This is a genomic window from Bacillus sp. 1735sda2 (genome assembly GCF_024159245.1).
Lineage (GTDB): Bacteria > Bacillota > Bacilli > Bacillales > Bacillaceae > Bacillus > Bacillus pumilus_O.
Genome location: NZ_JAMYWZ010000001.1, coordinates 2,264,393 through 2,284,003 on the forward strand (window position 1 = coordinate 2,264,393; position 19,611 = coordinate 2,284,003).

Below are 19,611 nucleotides of genomic sequence, written 5' to 3' on the forward strand. Positions count from 1 at the left end.
TTGACATTGAGTTCAAAATACGCTATCGCTCTTATTGAAGGAGGATACCATAGTATGTTGGCCTTTTTATTTTAATATGGAAAGTATCGTCGCTACAGAATGATCTACAAATGAACGCTCTGGACGAGATTTCATGAGGACGGTCAGTCCAATGAAAGAAACGACCAGTGTTTGTGCTAAAGCTTTCGCATTCAGGCTGCTTTTGAGCTCACCTAAATGAATACCTTGAACAATTCTTTCTTCAAATATGACGGAAAGATACATCTGATGCTCTCTTGTAAGAATTTCAAATTTCTCTTCGTGTGGCGCAAGTTCCACTATTGTATTGATGCAAAAACATCCTTTACTCGGACCCTCTCTGTATTCCTCTTCTACTAAATCTGCAAATAATGCATGAAATGCTTCTTTGACAGAAAGATTGTTTTGAAGTTTTGTTCGAATATGGGCAGCATGGTGCTTTGTATATTTTCTTAATGCGGCCTCAAATAATTCCTCTTTATCTCCAAACGCTGAGTATAAACTTGGTCGCTGTATTCCCATTTTTTCAGTCAAATCGCTTAATGTAGTAGCCCTATACCCCTTTTCCCAAAAAAGCATCATTGCCTCATCCAACGCTTTTTCCTTGTCAAATTCCCGTTGTCGAACCATCAGTAATTCCTCATTTCAACAATAAAATTTTTCACAAAGTCAGCCATCTATATATTAATCTTTATTTTAATTACCAATCGGTACATTATCATTTTATTTTATCGAATTACTATTGTCAAATTGCCTTCCTCTTTCAAGATAAAAGTATTGACTTTAAAATGTTTTGATGGTTATTCTAAACAAGAATCATAATATACTGACCAGCATATTATACCTTTCAGTACAAAAGGGGACGATGAAATGCATGGCGAAAGAAAAAACACTTCCATTGAACATCTTGAGCTGGAAACGGCTCATTTACAAAACAAACCGAAACAAGCGATGACTCGCTATATGGCTCTGCTGTTTGCGTCAGCCTGCGGAATGGCAGTTGCAAACATATACTTTGCACAACCATTATTAGACTCTCTCGCATCCGAGTTTGGTATCACCTATTCATCTATAGGCATGGTCATTACGATCACTCAGCTTTGTTATGCACTGGGACTGCTACTGATTGTACCACTTGGTGATTTGTTCAACCAAAGGCGGCTCATCATGGCTCAAATGCTTGTTTCCATATTATCTCTGATTCTAGTCGGCATCGCCCCTACTGCCACCGTCCTGTTCATAGGGCTAGCTGCCGTCGGTATGCTTGCTGTGGTCACTCAGGTACTCGTAGCGTTCGCCGCGACATGGGCTGCTCCTGAAGAACGAGGCCGTATCGTGGGTTTGGTTCAAAGTGGCATTGTGATTGGTATTCTCCTCGCACGAACGTTCGCTGGAATATTAACAGATCTCGCCGGCTGGAGGTCAGTCTATCTCGTGTCTGCCGTTATGATGCTCATCATAACAGCCGTGTTATACCGTTATCTCCCGCGCACTGACAGCGAGAGAGCGTCAATATCCTATATAAGGCTGCTCGCTTCAATGTTTACATTGTTCAGACAAGAACGAATTCTTCGTATCCGAGGTATACTGGGTTTTCTGATCTTTATCGTGTTTGGTACGTTGTGGACTTCGCTCGTGCTACCTCTCAGCAGCTCGCCATACAATCTTTCACATACGGCGATTGGTGCCTTTGGTCTTGCCGGCGTTGCAGGAGCATTAGGCGCTGCCCGGGCTGGAAGGCTTGCTGATCGTGGCTTAGGTCAATTAACAACTTGTATCGCCCTTGTCCTATTATTCGTTTCATGGTTTTTTATTTTTTTCACTGAATATTCACTTATTTTATTAATCATCGGTATTATCACTCTTGATCTATCTGTGCAAGCTGTTCATGTGACCAACCAAAGTATGATTTTCACAGTGCTGCCTGAGGCGAGAAGCCGGCTGACTGCTGCTTATATGATTTTTTACTCCATCGGCAGTGCGACTGGTTCCATTGCTTCCACTAGCATATATGCAAACAATGGCTGGAGCGGAGTATGTTTATTTGGCGCCTCTGTTAGCGCCATTGCCTTTTTATATTGGTTCATCACCTATCGCTTCACGAAACAAATAACCGTCAAATCAGATTGATAATAAAAAAACACCGCGTTTTAAGCGGTGTTTTGCATTGAGCATTAAGCATCGAAAACTTCGACTTTTTCCATTCCTTGGCCTTGTTCCATATCTAGAACAGCCTCGATTCCAGATGTTACTTTGCCAAAAACAGTGTGAACACCGTTTAAGTGTGGCTGCGGGTCATGTACGATAAAGAATTGGCTACCGCCCGTGTCTTTACCAGCATGCGCCATTGATAATGAACCTCTTTCGTGTTGATGTGGATTTCCTTCTGTTTCACATTTAATTGTGTAACCAGGACCACCAGTTCCATTACCGTTTGGATCGCCGCCTTGGCTTACGAAACCAGGGATTACGCGGTGAAATTTCAATCCATCGTAGAAGCCTTCATTCGCTAATTTTTCAAAGTTTGCTACTGTACCTGGAGCAGCCTCTGGGTATAGTTCAAACTCAAGTTTCTTACCATTCGTTAGTTGTATGTATCCTTTTTTCGCCATTTTCACATTCTCCTTTCAGGTTAAACAACGCTCATTATAGCACATTTTCGGTCATGTTAAACATCCCCTGCTCTTTGATTGTGATTTACCTCTTTTCTTAGGATTGATACAATGGAAGAGCTTAATTCTTTTTTCCTATTAAATTGGTGACAGAATAAGCAACATGTCATTATTTTATGGAAAAGGAAAACATCTTAAAAAGAAAATTGAAACGTCGAATCGATTTGTTACGTCTATATGATGGAGTACATCACTTTACGTGTACTCAAAAGATGCGTTTCTCTTGAAAGAGGAACCCTTTCGACTTGAAGGAGGTCAACATGTTTAAAAAATCAATGCTTGGTATGATGGCAGCGCTCCTTTTCCTTATTGGTGCGCCAAAAGTCAGCTTAGCGGATGCAGCTGTCGGCGATGTCATCGTCACACTTGGGCAAGACTTAACTCCGGCTGATCGCCAGAAGGTGCTTGACGAGTTGAATCCACCTGAAAATGCGACAAAAATTGAAGTAACCAATAAAGAAGAGCATGAATATTTAGGAAAGTATATCCCTCGTTCTTCTATCGGGACGAGAGCGTTATCATCATCATCTATCACCATAGAAAAATCAGGTACTGGTCTGACTGTGGATACACATAACATCAAGACCATTACAGATGAGATGTATTTAAATGCTTTAATGACAGCCGGTGTCAAGGATGCCAAAGTTGTTGTGACTGCACCGTTTGAGGTTTCTGGTACAGCCGCACTGACGGGTTTATTAAAAGCCTATGAAGTGTCTAGCGACAAAGCTATCCCAGAAGATGTGAAGCAGGTAGCAAACGAAGAGCTGGTGACAACGTCTAAATTGGGTGACTCCATCGGGAAAGACAATGCGTCTGCCCTTATCGCAAAAATCAAGGATGACATTGCGAAAAACGGTGTCCCTAAAACAACAAAAGAAGTGGAAGAAAAAGTGGATCAAGCTGCTTCTGATTTAAACTTAAATCTAACGCAAGAACAAAAGGATCAGCTTATTTCTCTGTTCGATAAAATGAAGAACATCAATATCGATTGGAACCAAGTAGGATCTCAAATCGATAAAGCAAAAGACAAGATTACGAAATTCATAGAATCAGATGAAGGGAAAAACCTCCTTCAAAAGATTTGGGATTTCTTTGTCTCCATTTGGAACGCGATCGTCTCTGTATTTACTGGAGGAAAATAAGTCAACATAAAAAGCTGCCTGTATACTAGGCAGCTTTTTTTACGTAGATGATTTTACTTTTGATTGATACGGCAAATCAAGTTTGACCATATCCGCATATGATTCGCGTTCAACGACAAGCTGCGCTTCCCCGTCTTCTACAAATACGACAGCCGGGCGCGGGATGCGGTTATAGTTGTTAGACATACTGTAGCCGTAAGCTCCGGTACAAAAGACAGCTAATAAATCACCTTGTGATAACTCTGGCAAATCGATATCCCAAATAAGCATATCACCACTTTCACAGCATTTCCCTGCAATGGAAACTGTTTGATCGTGCGATTGACTCATTTTATTGGCACTTGCCGCTTCATATTTCGCTTGATATAAAGCTGGACGAATGTTGTCACTCATTCCCCCATCTACCGCAACATAATCGCGAATACCAGGTACGTGTTTTGATGAGCCGATCGTATAAAGCGTTGTCCCTGCATCTCCAACAAGAGAGCGGCCTGGCTCAATCCAAATCTCCGGCATATCAAACTCATAGCGGGCCACGTTCTCTTTCACAGCTTGGATAATTTTCTCGACGTATTCTGTCGCAGGAAGTGGTTCATCCTCTTCTGTATAACGGATACCAAAGCCGCCGCCTAAGTTTAATACGGTCGAGATAAAACCGAATGATTCTCTCCATTCATTCAGCTTCAAAAAGATTTTGTCTGCTGCAAGGACAAAACCAGCTGTATCAAATATTTGTGAACCGATATGGCAATGTACGCCTAATAGCTCAATCACTTCTGATTCAAGCACTCGTTTCACCGCTTCATCTGCTTGTCCATTGTGAAGGTCAAAACCGAATTTAGAATCTTCTTGGCCTGTTGTAATATAATCATGCGTATGCGCTTCGACACCTGGTGTGATACGTAGTAGTACTTTTACCTGTTTTGACAGCTCTTGACCAAGCTCTTCAAGAAGCTTCATTTCGTAAAAATTATCTACGACGATACAGCCGATCTCGTTTTCTAACGCCATTTTTAATTCATCTCTGCTTTTATTGTTGCCATGGAAATGAATTTTTTCTACCGGAAACCCGGCGCAAATGGCTGTGTGAAGCTCCCCGCCTGATACGACATCAAGAGATAATCTTTCTTCTTTGGCAAGCTGAAACATCGCGATGGAGGAAAATGCTTTACTCGCATATGCTACTTGCGCCGTTAGTTCTTCTTCTATAAATGCTTTTTGAAAGCTTTTTGCGCGCTCCCGTATTAAAGCCACATCATATACATAAAGTGGTGTCCCATACGTTTCAGCTAAAGAAACAGCATCAACACCACCAATTTCTAAATGACCGAGTTCATTTTGTCTGCAAGTGCCGTGTAAATACAATGTCATTCCCTCTTTCTCCGCTTCGGCTGAAAAAAGGCAGCTGCGTGAGCTGCCTTTTGCCGTGTCTCAAAGTTAAAAATACAATATCACAATCTTCAGCCACTTTCAATGAGCGTTAAGAATTTGGCGGAATTTTTGATCTGTTTTGAGGGTGGACAATGCTTGGCCTTACTTTTGAGCCAGGAACAGAGGTCCGAATTAACACTTGCCACAAAGCCTTCCCGTTAAAAGGAAGAAATGGCCACATATAAGGCGTCTGCAATGAACGAATGGATGTTAAGTAGATGAGTAACAACGTAAAACCAATGATGAGTCCATTCAGCTTAAAGATCGCCACAAGCGCTAGTATGATGAGTCGTACAATTTTATTGGCGACACTCAGTTCATAGCTTGGGGTTGTAAATGTACCGATAGCTGCTAGTGAGACGTATAAGATGACTTCTGGTGTAAATAAACCGACATCAATGGCAATTTGTCCAATTAAAACAGCCGCGATCAGTCCCATGGCGGTCGACAATGCGGTTGGCGTATGAATTGCAGCCATCCTTAAAAATTCCACCCCAAAATCAGCTAGAAATACTTGTAAAATCACAGGGATATGAGACGGTTTGTTAAAACCAATATAGCTTAAATGATCTGGCAGAAGACTTGGTTCAAGGATAAACAGGAACCAAATCGGTAAAAGAAACGTTGAACATAAAATACCTAAAAAGCGAACCCATCTTAGGAACGTCCCAACTGCAGGTGCCTGGCGGTATTCTTCTGCATGTTGAACGTGGTGAAAAATGGTGGTTGGCGTAATGATGACGCTAGGAGATGTATCCGTAATAATGATGACATGCCCTTCTAGTATATGGTTAGCGGCAACATCTGGACGCTCGGTGTATCGTACAAGGGGAAATGGATTGTATCCTTGTTTTATAATGAATTCTTCAATCGTTTTATCAGACATCGTCAGCCCGTCGACTTTGATTCCTGACACTTCTTTCTCTATGATATCGACAAGATCTGGGTCGGCAATATCTTCAATGTAGCAAACACATACATCCGCTTTTGAACGTTCGCCCACTTTAAGCATTTTGTATCTCAGTTTTTCATCTCGCACACGTCTTCGTATGAGCGCTGTATTGACAATAATATTTTCAACAAATCCGTCTCTTGCGCCCCGGACAACTTTTTCTGTATCCGGTTCCTCTGGCATTCTGCCAGGATAGCTTCTGACATCAATGATAAATGCGTAGTTTTCGCCTTCAACTACAACTGCTACAAGGCCCGACAGCACTTGGTCTACGGCTTCATCGAGTGTTTCAACCTTTGAGACCTGTTGATTGACTAGACGGTTCTCAATCACACGTGCCATGTCATCTGATTCAGGTTCATTATCATTGATTTCAACTAGTTCTTTTAATAAGTAGATGACATACTGCGTATCGCACAGTCCATTTACATAGTAAAGTTGGATTTCCTGATCGTGTATATAAATTTTCCGCACGCCAAGGTCAAAGCTGAGCCCCATTCCGACATTTTCTTTAAAGTAATCTTCATTTTTCTTCGGATCTCGGTACACGTTTACTTTGTCTTTCTTCATGGAAACCACTCCTTTCTAAAATTAATTCAACTGCTTTCATTGTGATCGGAGATCCTTTGCTCAGATCATCTTTCCGTCCCATTTTGCCAATATCCCCAATTCCAACAACAAGCGGAAGATCGAGCGAGTCAAGACAATACACGGTATCTCCGCTCATTTTATGGGGCTCCATTTCGGGAAGGCCATGCTTGTCGACGCCGTATTCTGTCAGTTCACCCTCACGGTCAATGGCAACATGAACCTTTGTCCATTCAGCTTGATGCGTTTTGGAGGCAACGGCGATCGCCCCGATGACTTCAATTTCAGGGTGATGCGCCACATGCTTCATCGCTATCTCCCCTGTTCCTTCACCTGTCAGGCCAGAATCATCAAACATGACAAACACTGGATCATTCGGCGTTTTTAAAATCATTTGCACAAGTTCAGGTCCTGTTCGTTTGCTTGGATTTCCTTTTGAGCTGGAAATACATCGCCCACCGACATTTTTAGCCGCAAGCTCAATGGTTTTGGCAGCATATATATCTCCGTCTGTCACTAAAATGACTTTCCGTCTTTGCCCCATATTAGGTTATCCTTTCGGTTTAAAGATAAGAGCGATAAGAAATGAGAATAAAATCGCAGCTGAAATCCCAGCAGAAGTTAATTCAAAAATACCGATCCCGATTCCGATGAACCCGTGTACATCTGCCTGATGCATCGCTCCATGAAGCAAGCTATGGCCAAAGCTGACGATTGGTACGGTTGCCCCCGCACCCGCAAATTCAATAAATTTATCATAAATACCGAATCCGTCTAAAATGGTACCCGCCACAACAAAGGTAGTCATGACATGTGCAGGCGTCAGTTTGAGTACGTCTAGTAAAAGCTGACCAATGACGCAAATAAGTCCGCCTGCAACAAAAGCGATAAGATAATCCATTAGCTCTCTCCTCCTGCACGCTCAAATACGACACCGTGCGCAATGGTTGGAATGGTCTCTTTTTGCTGGACCATCATAGGGCTTAGTAGCGCTCCGGTTGCCACAACGAGTACTCTTTGCAGATTCCCTGCTTTCATTTCTTGAAAAATGTGACTAAATGTCACAACAGCTGAACAAGCACAGCCACTCCCACCAGCGAATACATTTTGATCAGGTGTATAGATGATTAACCCGCAATCATCATGCTTTCTCCCAAGTTGAATGCCTTCTTCCTTCAGAAGATCCTTTAAAATTGGCGAACCAATACCAGATAAATCTCCTGTTAAAATCAGATCGTAATCGTCCACCGTTCTTCCAAGGTCTTCTAAATGCTGTTTGATGGTATCCGCCGCTGCCGGTGCCATGGCCGATCCCATGTCAAATGGATCTGTAATCCCAAGATCCATCACCCTGCCTACTGTCGCGCTTGTAATTTGAATTGGAGAGGGCGCCTGGCTAATAATAACGGCCCCGCTTCCAGTGACAGTACTTGTGGCTGTATCTGGTTTTTGTCCGCCGTATTCTGTTGGATTACGAAATTGGCGTTCTGCCGTTGCATTATGACTGCTTGTCGCTGCGATGGCTCTATTGGCAAAACCGCCATCAATGAGTGCTGACGCAATGGCGACCGATTCCATTGAAGTTGAGCATGCCCCAAACAAACAGAGAAACGGGATTTTCAGTTCTCTTGCCACATAGTTTGCTGTGACGTTTTGATTGAGTAAATCTCCTGCAAGTAATAGATCAATATCGCTTTTTTGCAAATTTGCTTTTGATAAAGCACTGGATATCGCGTCTTCCATGAGTTTTCTTTCAGCCATTTCCCAGTTCTTTTGATCACAATGCATTTCATCGTACGTTTTATCAATTAAATGACCAATCGGTCCTTCTTTTTCTTTCGGTCCTGCAGCTGTTCCCTCTGCATTGACGTAAAGCTTGTGCTCAAACACCCAAGATTGTTTACCTGTTAGTTTCACGTTTCATTCCTCCTACGAAAACATCTTTTCAAAGATGTATCGAATGATCCCTACGACATATGCCGAGACGACACCAAATACAATGACGTTCCCAGCGAGTTTAAACATATTGGTGGCGACCCCTAAAACAAGCCCTTCACTTTTATGCTCAAGGGCAGCGCTTGTCATACTGTTAGCAAATCCTGTCACCGGAACAGCCGATCCCGCTCCAGCAAACTGACCGATTCGATCGTAAATACCGATACCAGTTAATATAGAAGAAATTAAAATGAGGGTCGCCACTGTTGGGTTCCCTGCTGTTTTTTCATTAAAATCAAAAAAGTGAATATAGAAATTTTGCAGTCCCTCGCCTATGGCACAGATCAATCCACCAACAAGAAAAGCCTTGATGCAGTTGAGGACATAAGGAGGTTTAGGCTGATACGTTTTCACCTTAGATGGATAGTTCTCTTTTAAACTCGACACGGTTATTCCCTCCAAATTTTTAGATATAAATCAGCCAATGGAATAGTGAACCAAATACTTTGCCTAAGACAATGGCCATGAGAAGCAAAACAATTTTCCCGTCCATTCCAATTCTTTTCGTTAATATAGGAAGTACATTTAATACTTCAGTCAGCGCAGCTGCAAGCATTCCGACGAAAATGCCAGCTAAAAGACCGATCGGGAGCACAAGCCATTTGGATAGATGCAAATGCACCTCGCTTAAGGTTGCCCAGCCACCAACGACCGCGCCGGTAATGACAGCTGCCTCGTATCCTTGTATGAAGCGTTGCGTTTTCGTTAGTTGCATTAAACGAGGGATGATACCTAGCACCGCAAGAAATGCCACAAACCCTGCTCCTACCGTTAAACCGCCGCCAAGTCCAACTAACGCGACAAAAAGCCACTTACCGATCATGGATATCTTTCATTGTCTCTTTATTTTCTTTAAGGGCGACATAATGATCGAGATCGAGCTGATATTTAAACATCTCCACTTCGAGCGGACTTGGTTCTTCATTTAAACGCTTTTTAAATACATGATTGAAAAATAAAATCATGCCAAATCCTAGTCCGAAGCTATATGGAATTTGCAGTAAATAAGGATGCTCAACCGTTTTTCCTGTGATCATTTCATATAGACGGATATGAACGAGCCGCATACTGACATCCTCGTGGAAATTCATAATGGCAAGCGCCGCTCCGACAAATAATAAAAGCCACACTAACACAAATAAAACAGGAGAAAGCTGGCGTTTGCCTGTATCAATTTCAACAATGGCTTCAGTGCCACCGACGGTTTGAATGTCGATGGCTGGCCATGTTTTTTTGATCGTTTTGACCACATGCATGATATCAAGAACAGCAATGTGACGATCCTTTTTACTGACATGATATATCGGCATCTTGCTAAGCTTTTGTACAGCAAACTCATCACCAGTGATTTGGGCGATATCTTCTAAATAAATGAGCTGATCATTACCGGTTTTAATGCGATGGCGCAGCCGAAGAAAGATTTGTTCGTCCATCCAAGTCACTTCCTATACGATGGGTTAAAAATAGTATGTGGTGAAAAATGGTTCTCATACCGAGAGAACTTCATTTACCGGTAATTACCACACAAAAAAAGCCAGCCGAATTGGCTAGCTCTCTTTTTGATCCATTTGCATTTGGATTTGTTTTAAAATTTTCTTTTCGAGCCGCGAGACTTGTACTTGTGAAATGCCGAGTCTCTCTGCTACCTCAGATTGTGTTTGGTCTTTATAATACCTTAAGTACACAATGAGTTTTTCTCGTTCTTCTAATTCCTTGATCGCTTCTTTCAGCGCGATTTTATCAAACCATCTTTCTTCTGAATGATCAGCAATTTGATCGAGTAATGTAATGGGGTCCCCATCATTTTCATAAACCGTTTCATGAATCGACGACGGCGTTCGGACCGCTTCTTGGGCGAGGACGACATCCTCTGGTGTGATATCTAGATATTCGGCTATTTCCTGGACGGTCGGCATTCTTCCATGAGACTTAGACAATTCATCTCTTGCCCGCCGGATTTTATTTCCGAGTTCCTTTAGTGACCGGCTGACTTTGACTGTTCCATCATCCCGAATGAATCGCTGGATTTCACCAATAATCATTGGAACAGCATAGGTCGAAAACTTCACATCATATGACAAATCAAATTTATCAACGGATTTTAGCAATCCAATACAGCCAATTTGAAACAAATCATCTGGTTCATATCCTCTATTTAAAAAGCGCTGAACAACGGACCAAACAAGACGCATGTTTTTTTCTACGAGGAGGTCTCTTGCTTGCTGATCACCGTCTTGGCTTTTTTTGATGAGCTCTTTGACTTCATCATTTGACAGCTGGGCTTTTTTTGCTTGCTTTTTTACCTCCACATCCATATGAGCAGCTCCTTTAATTACAAAGCGCTTTGCTTTTTGATAGATGCTTTGTTAAACGGATGGTTGTGCCCATTTCTGGAGATGAATCTATCATGACATCATCCATAAAATTCTCCATAATGGTAAAGCCCATGCCAGAGCGTTCTAAGTCTGGTTTTGTCGTGAAAAGCGGCTGTCTTGCTTCTTCAAGATCTGTAATGCCCATTCCTTCGTCTCGGATGGTCAGGTACACAACATGGTCATCAAGTGTGACTTCGATATGCACCTTGCCATCTGGATTTCCATCGTAGCCATGGATAATGGAGTTTGTCACCGCCTCTGACACAACCGTTTTAATTTCAGTCAATTCATCTAATGTCGGATCAAGCTGAGCGATAAATGCCGCGACTGTCACCCTCGCAAAGGATTCATTTTGACTTAAAGCAGAGAATGTCAGGTTCATTTTATTCCTCATGATGCCACCCCCAATGTTTGCAATGCCGTTTGCTCTGAAGGCTCCATACGGATAATTTTAAATAAGCCAGACATATCAAATAACCTGTTTACTGCTGGCGAGATAGCACAGACGACCATTTCTCCACCAAGCTGCTTAATTTCTTTATATCTTCCTAAAATCACTCCGAGACCTGAGCTGTCCATAAACGTTAAATCAGCCAAATTCAGCACAATGTGGCGAATGTCCTCTGTTTCCAAATAATTCGTCACCTTTTGTCTCAATGTTTCTGCGGAGTGATGATCGAGCTCTCCTGTTAATCGAATGCAAAGTACGCTCTCTTTTACTTGAAAATCAATATCAAGGCTCATCTTTGTATTCCTCCTTGCTCTAATTTCGGATAAAGATTGTTTCTCTTTTTTATTAAGTAAATCCTTCACCATGACAAAACTAGTGACCATTCGTCACATTTAGATGTTCTTTTCTTCTTCTCATAGCAAAAAGACTGCCAATTACAGCAGCCTTTCCTATTTTATTTCCATTTCACAAATTCAGCCATCGCTCGTTTAAAGAATGTCCAAACGCCGGCTTTTTCCATTCCTTCTTTGGCCTGTACAGGGCTTTCATGCAGCACTTTTCCGTCTTTTTTCAAGACAATGGTTCCAAGTTCCGTTCCTTTTGAGAATGGGGCCGTAACATCCTGAGACAATTTGATTTCTTTTTTAATCTGATCCACATTTTCGCCTTTTTTCGTTAAAAGGGAGATTGGTTCAGAGGTGACAAGCTGAATTTTTTTCTTTGTCCCTTTGCTTACCTTGATTTCCGCTACATCTTGTCCTCGTTTGTAAAGCGGGTGTGTGGTGTATTGACTAAATGCGTAGTCTAACATTTTGACCACTTGGGCGTTTCTATCTTTCGGTGTACTTGCGCCGAAGACAACTGCAATGACGCGCATGTTTCCTTTTTTAGCGGATGCAGTCAAACAGTATTTGGCTTCGCCTGTAAAACCTGTTTTCAACCCATCGACACCTGGATAAAATTTAATCAATCGGTTTGTATTCACAAGCCAGAATTTTTTATCGGTGTTTTGACGGAGGTAGTCTTCGTAGACACCTGTAAATTTGGTGATTTGTTCATATTTCAACAACTCTTTTGCCATTTTAGCCATATCATGAGCTGTACTATAATGGTCTTTTTCAGGAAGTCCTGTTGGGTTTTGAAAGACTGTAGAGGTGAGGCCAAGTTCTTTTGCCTTCTTGTTCATTTGCTCTACAAACTGTTCTTCAGATCCTGCAATATGCTCTGCCATGGCAACTGAAGCATCATTTCCAGACGCAATCGCAATGCCTTTCAGCATTTCTTTCACGGTCATTTCTTCTCCAGGTTCAAGGAAGATCTGTGACCCTCCCATTGAAGCTGCATGGTCACTTGTTCTTACCTTGTCAGTCATTTTTAGTTTTCCTTGATCAATCGCTTCCATGATGAGAAGCATCGTCATGATTTTGGTCATACTTGCGGGTGCCAGCTTTTCATCACTGTTTTTGTTGTAAAGCACTTTTCCCGTGTCACGTTCTATTAAGATGGCTGATTTGGCTTCGTGTGCCAATTCTGATGTTTGTTTTTCTTCTGGTTTTTCAATCTTTTCTTTTGCTATCGCTGATGGTGAAACCATTGAGATAAGGATCATTAAAGTAAACAATGCACATATATGACGTTTCAAGTGGCAGACCTCCATTATCGTAATCCTTTCTATTTTTTCCTCATCCAGGCTGTTTTATTCAGAGATCGTATGATTGTCATAAAAAAAGCCTTCTGTCGATAAACAGAAGGCTGCTTGAAACATGCTATGAGAGTTGTTTAACAACGTCTTTGACTAAATCAAGGAAACTCGCTTTCACTTTTTCCGTTACTTCAATGACTTCATCATGAGACAGCGGCTGATCTAAAATACCTGATGCCGCATTAGAAATGCATGAAATACCTAGCACTTTGATTCCTGCATGACGCGCAACAATCACCTCTGGAACCGTCGACATACCTACAGCATCTGCGCCAAGTGTTCTGAGGAAACGAACTTCGGCTGGTGTTTCATATGAAGGACCTGTCATCCCTGCATAAACACCTTGCTGTACAGATATGCCTAAGCGCTGAGCTGTTTCTTCTGCAAGTGCGAGCAAATCTTTATCGTACGGGGCAGACATATCAGGGAAACGAACGCCTTGACTGTCATTTGGTCCAATTAATGGATTGGTCCCCATCATATTGATATGATCTGTAATCAGCATGAGATCACCTGGATGGAATGAAGTATTTACACCGCCGGCTGCATTTGTCACAATACATGTCTCAATGCCAATTTCTTTCATCACACGGACTGGAAACGTCACTTGCTTCATATCATAACCTTCATAGAAATGAAAACGTCCTTGCATTGCACATACGACAGTGCCTTTCAGCGTCCCGATGACGAGCTGCCCTGCATGACCTTCTACTGTTGAAACAGGGAATCCAGGAATATCTTCATATTTCAATTTGATTGGATTTTCAATCTCATCTGCTAATATGCCAAGACCTGAACCTAAGATCAATCCAACTGTTGGTACGTATGTTGATGCTTGTTTAATATATGCCGCCGCTTCTGAAAACTGTGCTCCCACGAGATTTCCCCCTATTTGAGTTTAGATAAAAAGCTTGTGCCGTATTTTGGCATCGTTGTCTTGAAATTGTCTGCGACCGTTGCTCCAAGATCAGCAAAGGTTTTTGACGTTGGCAGTTCATTTGCTCCTTGATGCTTTTTGCTGTAAGCAATGAGCGGAACATATTCTCTTGTATGATCTGTTCCGTGATGAACAGGGTCATTTCCATGATCTGCTGTGATCACAAGAAGATCATCTTCTTTTAACAGGTCAAACACTTCAGGAAGACGGGCGTCAAATTCCTCTAGTGCTTTTCCGTAACCCTCTGGATCTCTTCTATGTCCGTAAAGAGCGTCAAAATCAACAAGGTTTAAAAAGCTAATTCCTGTAAAGTCTGTTTTAAGTGTGTCGACCAGCTTGTCCATTCCGTCCATGTTCGATTTTGTTCTGAGAGAAGAGGTGATTCCTTCGCCATCATAAATATCAGAGATTTTGCCGATCGCAATCACATCGAGCCCATCATCTTTCAGCTCATTCATCACTGTACGATCAAATGGTTTTAAAGCATAGTCATGACGGTTTGGTGTTCTGACAAATGCGCCAGGCTCCCCGACAAAGGGACGAGCGATAATGCGCCCAACCATGTATTTTTCATCTAATGTGAGCTCACGTGCAATTTCACAAATACGATAAAGTTCATCTAATGGCACCACTTCTTCGTGCGCAGCAATTTGCAGCACAGAATCCGCAGATGTGTAAACGATTAGATCGCCTGTTTTCATATGCTCTTCGCCAAGCTCGTCTAAGATTTCAGTACCAGACGCAGGTTTATTTCCTATAATGCCTCTGCCTGTTTTTTCTTTTAGTTCATTTAAAAGTTCATCTGGGAATCCGTCTGGGAAAACTCTGAACGGTGTGTCTATGTAAAGACCCATGATTTCCCAGTGACCTGTCATTGTATCTTTACCATTTGATGCTTCCTGCATTTTTCCATAATACGCAAGCGGTTTCTCATCCGCTGGAATTCCTTTGATTTCTTTAATATGACTCAGCCCAAGCTTCGCCATATTTGGCATGTGAAGCCCGTTCATTTTTTCAGCAATATGTGCTAGTGTATCTGCACCTACATCATTAAATTCAGCAGCATCAGGTGCTTCCCCAATTCCTACTGAATCCATTACGACGAGGAAAATGCGTTTATACTGATAATCAGGCATTAAAAAGCGCCTCCTTCAATATTCTTTTCTTTGAACCTTTCAAAAAGAGAGGTCTGACATCTCAAGTATAAACCGTTTACAAGCTGGTTGACAACCATAAACGGTGCAAACATAAAAAAGCATGACACACGTTCACCGTGCCATGCTTTACTTATGCCCTTGGATGGAATTTGTGATACACATCTTTCAATCTTGTTTTCGTCACGTGTGTATAAATTTGTGTTGTCGAGATATCGGCATGCCCGAGCATCTCCTGCACAGCTCTTAGGTCTGCACCGTTTTCAAGCAGATGTGTTGCAAATGAATGCCTGAGTGTATGGGGTGTGAGTTCTTTTTGAATTCCTGCTTCGAGAGCTCTTTTTTTTAGGTTCTTCCAGAAACCTTGCCGCGACATTTTTTTTCCGTGATGATTGAGAAATAAGGCATCTGCCGGCTGTTTTTTTAACAGCTTGCCTCTTCCCTTTTCAAGATATTCTTCAATCGCACTTGCAGCTGCTTCACCAATTGGCACAATTCGTTCTTTTCTTCCTTTTCCAAAACAACGGATAAAGCCCATTGTGAGGTGAACATCGGCAAGTGTCAGGTCCAGCATTTCACTGACGCGAATGCCTGTTGCGTATAAGAGCTCAAGCATCGCTTTGTCACGGTAGTCAAATGGCGTGTGCTGATTTGGTGTATCAAGCAACTTTTCGACTTCCCCTAGTGATAGAACTTTCGGTAGTTTCCGCTCTGTTTTTTGCGTTTCTATGTTCCATGACGGATCATCTTTTGTCACTTTTTCCCTGAGCAGAAATTGGTGGAAGGAACGGATCGAGGAGAGATGCCGTACTGATGTTTTACTTGATTTCCCTTCCTCTTTTAGCTGTTTTAAATAATGAATGATATGCAAGCGCGTGACATCTTTTATATCTGACAACTGCTCATGTGTCATTAAAAAAGACAAGTAGTTCTGTAAATCTCGTTTATAAGAAACAATGGTATTTTCAGAGAGTCCTCTCTCTACTGTCATAAAATGAATAAAGTCGGATAATTGATCGTTCAATGATTTCTACTCCCCGTTTTGATAAAAATAAATCAATCGATCTTGCCAGTTATCTTGATTCGGCTGATCCATTTCCATCACTTTAATTGCTGCACCCTCTGGTTTATCATAACGATGGTAGCTTTCATATTCTGAATTTATCCATATCATAGCATAATAGAACAGGACGGTAAAACCAGTGAACAAGATAAATACCTTCATCACTTCACCTGTTGTTTTGATCCATTTTCGCATGATTCTCATGTCCTTTCTCAGCTTCTCGTTACTTCAGCATATGCCAGGTGGGACAAGGAATATACAGCGAAAATGCAAAAAACCTCTTCATCTTAAATGAAAAGGTTCCAATTCGGATTATTTGCCGGATTCATCATCATGACACCGGTGGCAAATGCCATGGAATGTCAATCTATGATCCTTAATTTTAAATTTCCAGTCACGTTCAATAATCTCTTCAACGTCTTCTAATAAATCATCTTCTATCTCATCGACTGTCCCGCACTCCATGCAGACAAGATGATGATGGAAGTGAGCGGCTCCTTCTTTGCGAAGATCATATCGCGAAACGCCGTCTCCAAAGTTAATTTTATCAACAACTTTCAGTTCAGTTAGCAATTCTAACGTTCGATAAACAGTAGCAAGACCAATTTCAGGAGACTTCTCTTTTACGAGGAGGTATACATCTTCTGCACTTAAATGGTCTTCTTCATTCTCAAGCAGTACCCTTACTGTTGCTTCACGCTGTGGCGTGAGCTTATAGCTGGAAGAATGAAGCTGTTTCTTAATTCGATCAATCCGATTTTCCATTGACTTTCCCTCCTACGCCACATTACTTGATCATTATATCAAATGATGTGCTAGGAGCCAACTATAATCATTTTAAATTGATAAATAAATTGATTATTATTTAATAACGATTATAAATTTATGTGAAAAGAACACCTGCCAGCTTTTTCATGAGCATGAAGGAGACGTACGATTCAAAAAAGGACGAAAGTGCAGCAAGTGCTAAAATCATCAGTAGAACAGATGCATAACGGGCGAACCATTGAACAGGTGCTTGACTGATGGTTTTTTTCATGAACAGTTGCCCAATGAGCCGGATGGAAAACGCAATCGCACATGTCCCAATCACTAAGTAGGCTGGAATAAGCAATATGTTTTGCGGAAGAACTGATACGAATGAAAGAAAGAAACCACTCAGCCCCATTTGATTTACTAAAAAACCAACTGTAAACCCCACAACAATTCCTTTTAAAAAGATCATGAGAAAGATGAGCGGCAGGCCAATGATAGATATCCCTAGTATCCACATAAGACCTAAATATTTCATATGATGCAAAAAGCTTTGCAAAAACATTTCTTTTGATTCTGCTGCTTTCTCATTTGTCAGCTGACCAAAAAATTGATTTAAATAATAGAATAAATCCTCTTTTTGACTTATTGTCATACTATTGACGATAATGGCCCCAAAGATTACGCCCATTAAAAAAAGTACAGAGACAAATAAATAAATCGATAGATGGTCTTTTACGTGCTGAAGAAGATGTTCCTTCCAAGACTTTTTCCGCATGCGTCTTCCTCCCAAATAGTAAAGATTACTAGATTCTATGAGAGAGATTATGAAACATGACAGTTTTATTGAAAGAAAAAAGAGAAAGCAGCCTAAACACTGCCCTCTCTTCTCATTTATCGTGCCGCTTTTTGTACGTTCACTAGCCCGGCACCATAGTAAAAAGGTTCTCCAAGCGGTGTAGCCGTTTTTGTAAGTCTCTCGCGCACTTCATCGTTTGTCAGATTCGGATGTTTTGATAGAATGACAGCCGCAGCTCCTGCTACATGCGGTGATGCCATGGATGTTCCGCTCTTGTAGCCATATTCATTATGAGGAATGGTACTGAGCGTTGAAACACCTGGTGCTGAAACTTCCACTTCTTCGCCGACAGATGAATCAAAGGCTCTTTGTTTTCTTTGATCAACAGAGGCAACTGCTATCACTGAGCTATATTTAGCTGGATAGTCAATCGTGTTAAGTGAGCCATAACTTCCGGCATTCCCAGCAGAAGCCACAATGAGAATACCCTTGTCATATGCTCGATCTACCGCTTCTTTCAGCGCTTCAGATTCACTTGCTCCTCCCATACTAATATTGATGACATCCATGTCATTCTCAATGGCCCATTCAATTCCTTTAATGATCCAGCTATAGTATCCGTCACCATTTTCATCTGCCACCTTAACCGCATAGATTGAGGCTTTCGGCGCAACACCGACGACACCTACCTTATTATCTAGCGCTGCAATTGTGCCCGCGACATGCGTCCCGTGTTCATGCGGGTCAACAAGCGGATCTGACTCTGTTGGAACAAAGCTGACTCCTCCGGTGACATGTAGATCTTCATGTTTGCCATCAATTCCGCTGTCAAGAACGGCTACTTTCACATTTTGTCCAGCGTATCCCCGTGTATGTACCTTATGTGCTTTAATGCTTTTGATGCCATATGGAATCGTTTGACCACTTGTTTTTGCCTTTTGGTCCTCCTCAATGAAGGTCACTTCTTTTGCCTGATTCAGTTTCTCTTTCGATGCCTCATTCAAGGAAACTTTCATCATATCTATCTGTTCTATGGATTCTTTTACATGTCCACCAGCTTCTTCAACAAGCTGTTTTTGTGTATGATCTTGAACGGAAGAAGAAAAGCCGATCATGTACTCTTTTTTCGCTTGCTCCTTTGCAGAAATATGTGAGGCGCCGAATGTGACCGATGCCAGCATCATACTTGCCATACAAAGCCCTGCTCCAATTGACTTGACGTTCACAATACCCACTCTCCCTTTCATCTTTTTGTCATTTAACTACATTTTTAGACAAAAAGAAACGACCGTTTGTCCTATTTTTAAATTTTTCCATTTATTTAAGCTAGTTGTCACAAAAAAGCAAAATAAAAATGCTTATGATCCTCTTGATAGTGATCATAAGCATTCCTTCTTTTATGTTTTTTCATCATGTGCTGCAAGGCTTCTTGTTTTGTTTTTGTCTTTCTTTCATGTGTACTAAAGTGCGGCATGTTTCCTCTCGACAATTCCGGGTTTCGGCTGTGCTGTCTTTCAAGATGTTCTCGTTTTTTCTTTGCATTGCTTTTTCCCATTTGGTAAAACCCCTTTCGTTG

Annotated in this window: 24 protein-coding genes; 2 read left to right on the top strand and 22 right to left on the bottom strand. The window is 41.6% G+C overall.

What is annotated here, in order from left to right:
* Positions 1-66 precede the first annotated feature (66 nt).
* A complete protein-coding gene (locus NKR21_RS11675) occupies positions 67-648 on the bottom strand; it encodes a TetR/AcrR family transcriptional regulator (RefSeq protein WP_012010437.1) in 582 nt (193 codons plus the stop codon).
* 321 nt (positions 649-969) lie between these two features.
* On the opposite strand from NKR21_RS11675, the gene NKR21_RS11680 reads away from it, so the two are divergent.
* On the top strand, positions 970-2,148 hold the full coding sequence (locus NKR21_RS11680; RefSeq protein ID WP_391509411.1) for an MFS transporter: 1,179 nt from the start codon (positions 970-972) through the stop codon (positions 2,146-2,148).
* Between the two features lie 44 nt (positions 2,149-2,192).
* On the opposite strand, the gene NKR21_RS11685 is transcribed toward NKR21_RS11680, so the two are convergent.
* The gene (locus NKR21_RS11685) at positions 2,193-2,630 is read right to left on the bottom strand and encodes a peptidylprolyl isomerase (RefSeq protein WP_003215505.1); all 438 of its coding nucleotides are present in this window, start codon (positions 2,628-2,630) and stop codon (positions 2,193-2,195) included.
* Between the two features lie 320 nt (positions 2,631-2,950).
* Between NKR21_RS11685 and NKR21_RS11690 the strand changes: the two genes are divergently transcribed.
* Entirely contained in the window at positions 2,951-3,835 is an 885-nt protein-coding gene (locus NKR21_RS11690) for a DUF1002 domain-containing protein (protein WP_041815682.1), read from the top strand.
* Between the two features lie 39 nt (positions 3,836-3,874).
* Here NKR21_RS11690 and lysA read toward each other — a convergent pair whose 3' ends face one another.
* The 20 genes from lysA to NKR21_RS11790 form a co-directional block, all read right to left on the bottom strand.
* Positions 3,875-5,200, bottom strand: a complete 1,326-nt coding sequence (gene lysA / locus NKR21_RS11695) for a diaminopimelate decarboxylase (protein WP_144457919.1) — start codon at positions 5,198-5,200, stop codon at positions 3,875-3,877.
* 115 nt (positions 5,201-5,315) lie between these two features.
* Complete coding sequence (locus tag NKR21_RS11700) at positions 5,316-6,788, bottom strand: spore germination protein (protein WP_003215696.1); 1,473 nt, start codon at positions 6,786-6,788, stop codon at positions 5,316-5,318.
* Positions 6,742-7,350: a stage V sporulation protein SpoVABEA gene (gene spoVAEA / locus NKR21_RS11705; protein WP_144457892.1), complete on the bottom strand. Its 609-nt coding sequence runs from the start codon at positions 7,348-7,350 to the stop codon at positions 6,742-6,744. Before spoVAEA ends, NKR21_RS11700 begins: the two co-directional genes overlap by 47 nt.
* A 6-nt stretch (positions 7,351-7,356) precedes the next feature.
* A complete protein-coding gene (gene spoVAE, locus NKR21_RS11710) occupies positions 7,357-7,707 on the bottom strand; it encodes a stage V sporulation protein AE (RefSeq protein ID WP_012010442.1) in 351 nt (116 codons plus the stop codon).
* Positions 7,707-8,723: a stage V sporulation protein AD gene (gene spoVAD / locus NKR21_RS11715; RefSeq protein WP_012010443.1), complete on the bottom strand. Its 1,017-nt coding sequence runs from the start codon at positions 8,721-8,723 to the stop codon at positions 7,707-7,709. Before spoVAD ends, spoVAE begins: the two co-directional genes overlap by 1 nt.
* A 12-nt stretch (positions 8,724-8,735) precedes the next feature.
* Entirely contained in the window at positions 8,736-9,188 is a 453-nt protein-coding gene (spoVAC, locus tag NKR21_RS11720; RefSeq protein ID WP_012010444.1) for a stage V sporulation protein AC, read from the bottom strand.
* Between the two features lie 19 nt (positions 9,189-9,207).
* A complete protein-coding gene (locus tag NKR21_RS11725) occupies positions 9,208-9,624 on the bottom strand; it encodes a stage V sporulation protein AB (protein WP_088000925.1) in 417 nt (138 codons plus the stop codon).
* On the bottom strand, positions 9,614-10,234 hold the full coding sequence (locus NKR21_RS11730) for a stage V sporulation protein AA (protein WP_012010446.1): 621 nt from the start codon (positions 10,232-10,234) through the stop codon (positions 9,614-9,616). The genes NKR21_RS11725 and NKR21_RS11730 overlap by 11 nt, the downstream gene beginning before the upstream one ends.
* Before the next feature lie 114 nt (positions 10,235-10,348).
* Positions 10,349-11,116, bottom strand: coding sequence for an RNA polymerase sporulation sigma factor SigF (gene sigF / locus NKR21_RS11735; protein WP_003215778.1), 768 nt, complete (start codon positions 11,114-11,116; stop codon positions 10,349-10,351).
* Between the two features lie 13 nt (positions 11,117-11,129).
* Positions 11,130-11,570, bottom strand: a complete 441-nt coding sequence (gene spoIIAB, locus NKR21_RS11740; RefSeq protein ID WP_144457894.1) for an anti-sigma F factor — start codon at positions 11,568-11,570, stop codon at positions 11,130-11,132.
* Positions 11,567-11,920: an anti-sigma F factor antagonist gene (spoIIAA, locus tag NKR21_RS11745; protein WP_012010448.1), complete on the bottom strand. Its 354-nt coding sequence runs from the start codon at positions 11,918-11,920 to the stop codon at positions 11,567-11,569. The genes spoIIAB and spoIIAA overlap by 4 nt, the downstream gene beginning before the upstream one ends.
* A 161-nt stretch (positions 11,921-12,081) precedes the next feature.
* Entirely contained in the window at positions 12,082-13,236 is a 1,155-nt protein-coding gene (locus tag NKR21_RS11750) for a D-alanyl-D-alanine carboxypeptidase family protein (RefSeq protein WP_201792261.1), read from the bottom strand.
* Between the two features lie 157 nt (positions 13,237-13,393).
* A complete protein-coding gene (locus NKR21_RS11755; protein ID WP_012010450.1) occupies positions 13,394-14,206 on the bottom strand; it encodes a purine-nucleoside phosphorylase in 813 nt (270 codons plus the stop codon).
* 11 nt (positions 14,207-14,217) lie between these two features.
* Positions 14,218-15,402, bottom strand: coding sequence for a phosphopentomutase (deoB, locus tag NKR21_RS11760; protein ID WP_144457897.1), 1,185 nt, complete (start codon positions 15,400-15,402; stop codon positions 14,218-14,220).
* A 151-nt stretch (positions 15,403-15,553) separates the two neighbouring features.
* Positions 15,554-16,444 (bottom strand): site-specific tyrosine recombinase XerD, encoded by an 891-nt coding sequence (gene xerD, locus NKR21_RS11765; RefSeq protein WP_012010452.1) that lies wholly within the window; start codon positions 16,442-16,444, stop codon positions 15,554-15,556.
* A 6-nt stretch (positions 16,445-16,450) separates the two neighbouring features.
* Complete coding sequence (locus tag NKR21_RS11770; RefSeq protein WP_041816269.1) at positions 16,451-16,678, bottom strand: YqzK family protein; 228 nt, start codon at positions 16,676-16,678, stop codon at positions 16,451-16,453.
* 117 nt (positions 16,679-16,795) lie between these two features.
* Entirely contained in the window at positions 16,796-17,248 is a 453-nt protein-coding gene (gene fur / locus NKR21_RS11775; RefSeq protein ID WP_003215577.1) for a ferric iron uptake transcriptional regulator, read from the bottom strand.
* Positions 17,249-17,366: 118 nt separating this feature from the next.
* Complete coding sequence (gene spoIIM, locus NKR21_RS11780) at positions 17,367-18,014, bottom strand: stage II sporulation protein M (RefSeq protein WP_012010454.1); 648 nt, start codon at positions 18,012-18,014, stop codon at positions 17,367-17,369.
* Positions 18,015-18,130: 116 nt separating this feature from the next.
* Positions 18,131-19,261 (bottom strand): S8 family peptidase, encoded by a 1,131-nt coding sequence (locus NKR21_RS11785; protein ID WP_144457899.1) that lies wholly within the window; start codon positions 19,259-19,261, stop codon positions 18,131-18,133.
* A 107-nt stretch (positions 19,262-19,368) separates the two neighbouring features.
* The gene (locus tag NKR21_RS11790; protein ID WP_088000912.1) at positions 19,369-19,590 is read right to left on the bottom strand and encodes a hypothetical protein; all 222 of its coding nucleotides are present in this window, start codon (positions 19,588-19,590) and stop codon (positions 19,369-19,371) included.
* Between the last annotated feature and the right edge of the window lie 21 nt (positions 19,591-19,611).

Excerpts from the sequence above, each read along its gene's own strand:
- NKR21_RS11700 (WP_003215696.1), bottom strand. The coding sequence starts at position 6,788 with ATGAAGAAAGACAAAGTAAACGTGTACCGAGATCCGAAGAAAAATGAA.
- NKR21_RS11685 (WP_003215505.1), bottom strand. The coding sequence starts at position 2,630 with ATGGCGAAAAAAGGATACATACAACTAACGAATGGTAAGAAACTTGAG.
- NKR21_RS11750 (WP_201792261.1), bottom strand. The coding sequence starts at position 13,236 with ATGATCCTTATCTCAATGGTTTCACCATCAGCGATAGCAAAAGAAAAG.
- NKR21_RS11680 (WP_391509411.1), top strand. The coding sequence starts at position 970 with ATGACTCGCTATATGGCTCTGCTGTTTGCGTCAGCCTGCGGAATGGCA.
- NKR21_RS11770 (WP_041816269.1), bottom strand. The coding sequence starts at position 16,678 with ATGCGAAAATGGATCAAAACAACAGGTGAAGTGATGAAGGTATTTATC.
- fur (WP_003215577.1), bottom strand. The coding sequence starts at position 17,248 with ATGGAAAATCGGATTGATCGAATTAAGAAACAGCTTCATTCTTCCAGC.
- spoIIM (WP_012010454.1), bottom strand. The coding sequence starts at position 18,014 with ATGCGGAAAAAGTCTTGGAAGGAACATCTTCTTCAGCACGTAAAAGAC.
- NKR21_RS11790 (WP_088000912.1), bottom strand. The coding sequence starts at position 19,590 with ATGGGAAAAAGCAATGCAAAGAAAAAACGAGAACATCTTGAAAGACAG.
- NKR21_RS11730 (WP_012010446.1), bottom strand. The coding sequence starts at position 10,234 with ATGGACGAACAAATCTTTCTTCGGCTGCGCCATCGCATTAAAACCGGT.
- spoVAE (WP_012010442.1), bottom strand. The coding sequence starts at position 7,707 with ATGGATTATCTTATCGCTTTTGTTGCAGGCGGACTTATTTGCGTCATT.
- spoIIAA (WP_012010448.1), bottom strand. The coding sequence starts at position 11,920 with ATGAGCCTTGATATTGATTTTCAAGTAAAAGAGAGCGTACTTTGCATT.
- spoIIAB (WP_144457894.1), bottom strand. The coding sequence starts at position 11,570 with ATGAGGAATAAAATGAACCTGACATTCTCTGCTTTAAGTCAAAATGAA.
- spoVAEA (WP_144457892.1), bottom strand. The coding sequence starts at position 7,350 with ATGGGGCAAAGACGGAAAGTCATTTTAGTGACAGACGGAGATATATAT.
- NKR21_RS11690 (WP_041815682.1), top strand. The coding sequence starts at position 2,951 with ATGTTTAAAAAATCAATGCTTGGTATGATGGCAGCGCTCCTTTTCCTT.
- NKR21_RS11725 (WP_088000925.1), bottom strand. The coding sequence starts at position 9,624 with ATGATCGGTAAGTGGCTTTTTGTCGCGTTAGTTGGACTTGGCGGCGGT.
- sigF (WP_003215778.1), bottom strand. The coding sequence starts at position 11,116 with ATGGATGTGGAGGTAAAAAAGCAAGCAAAAAAAGCCCAGCTGTCAAAT.
- deoB (WP_144457897.1), bottom strand. The coding sequence starts at position 15,402 with ATGCCTGATTATCAGTATAAACGCATTTTCCTCGTCGTAATGGATTCA.
- NKR21_RS11675 (WP_012010437.1), bottom strand. The coding sequence starts at position 648 with ATGGTTCGACAACGGGAATTTGACAAGGAAAAAGCGTTGGATGAGGCA.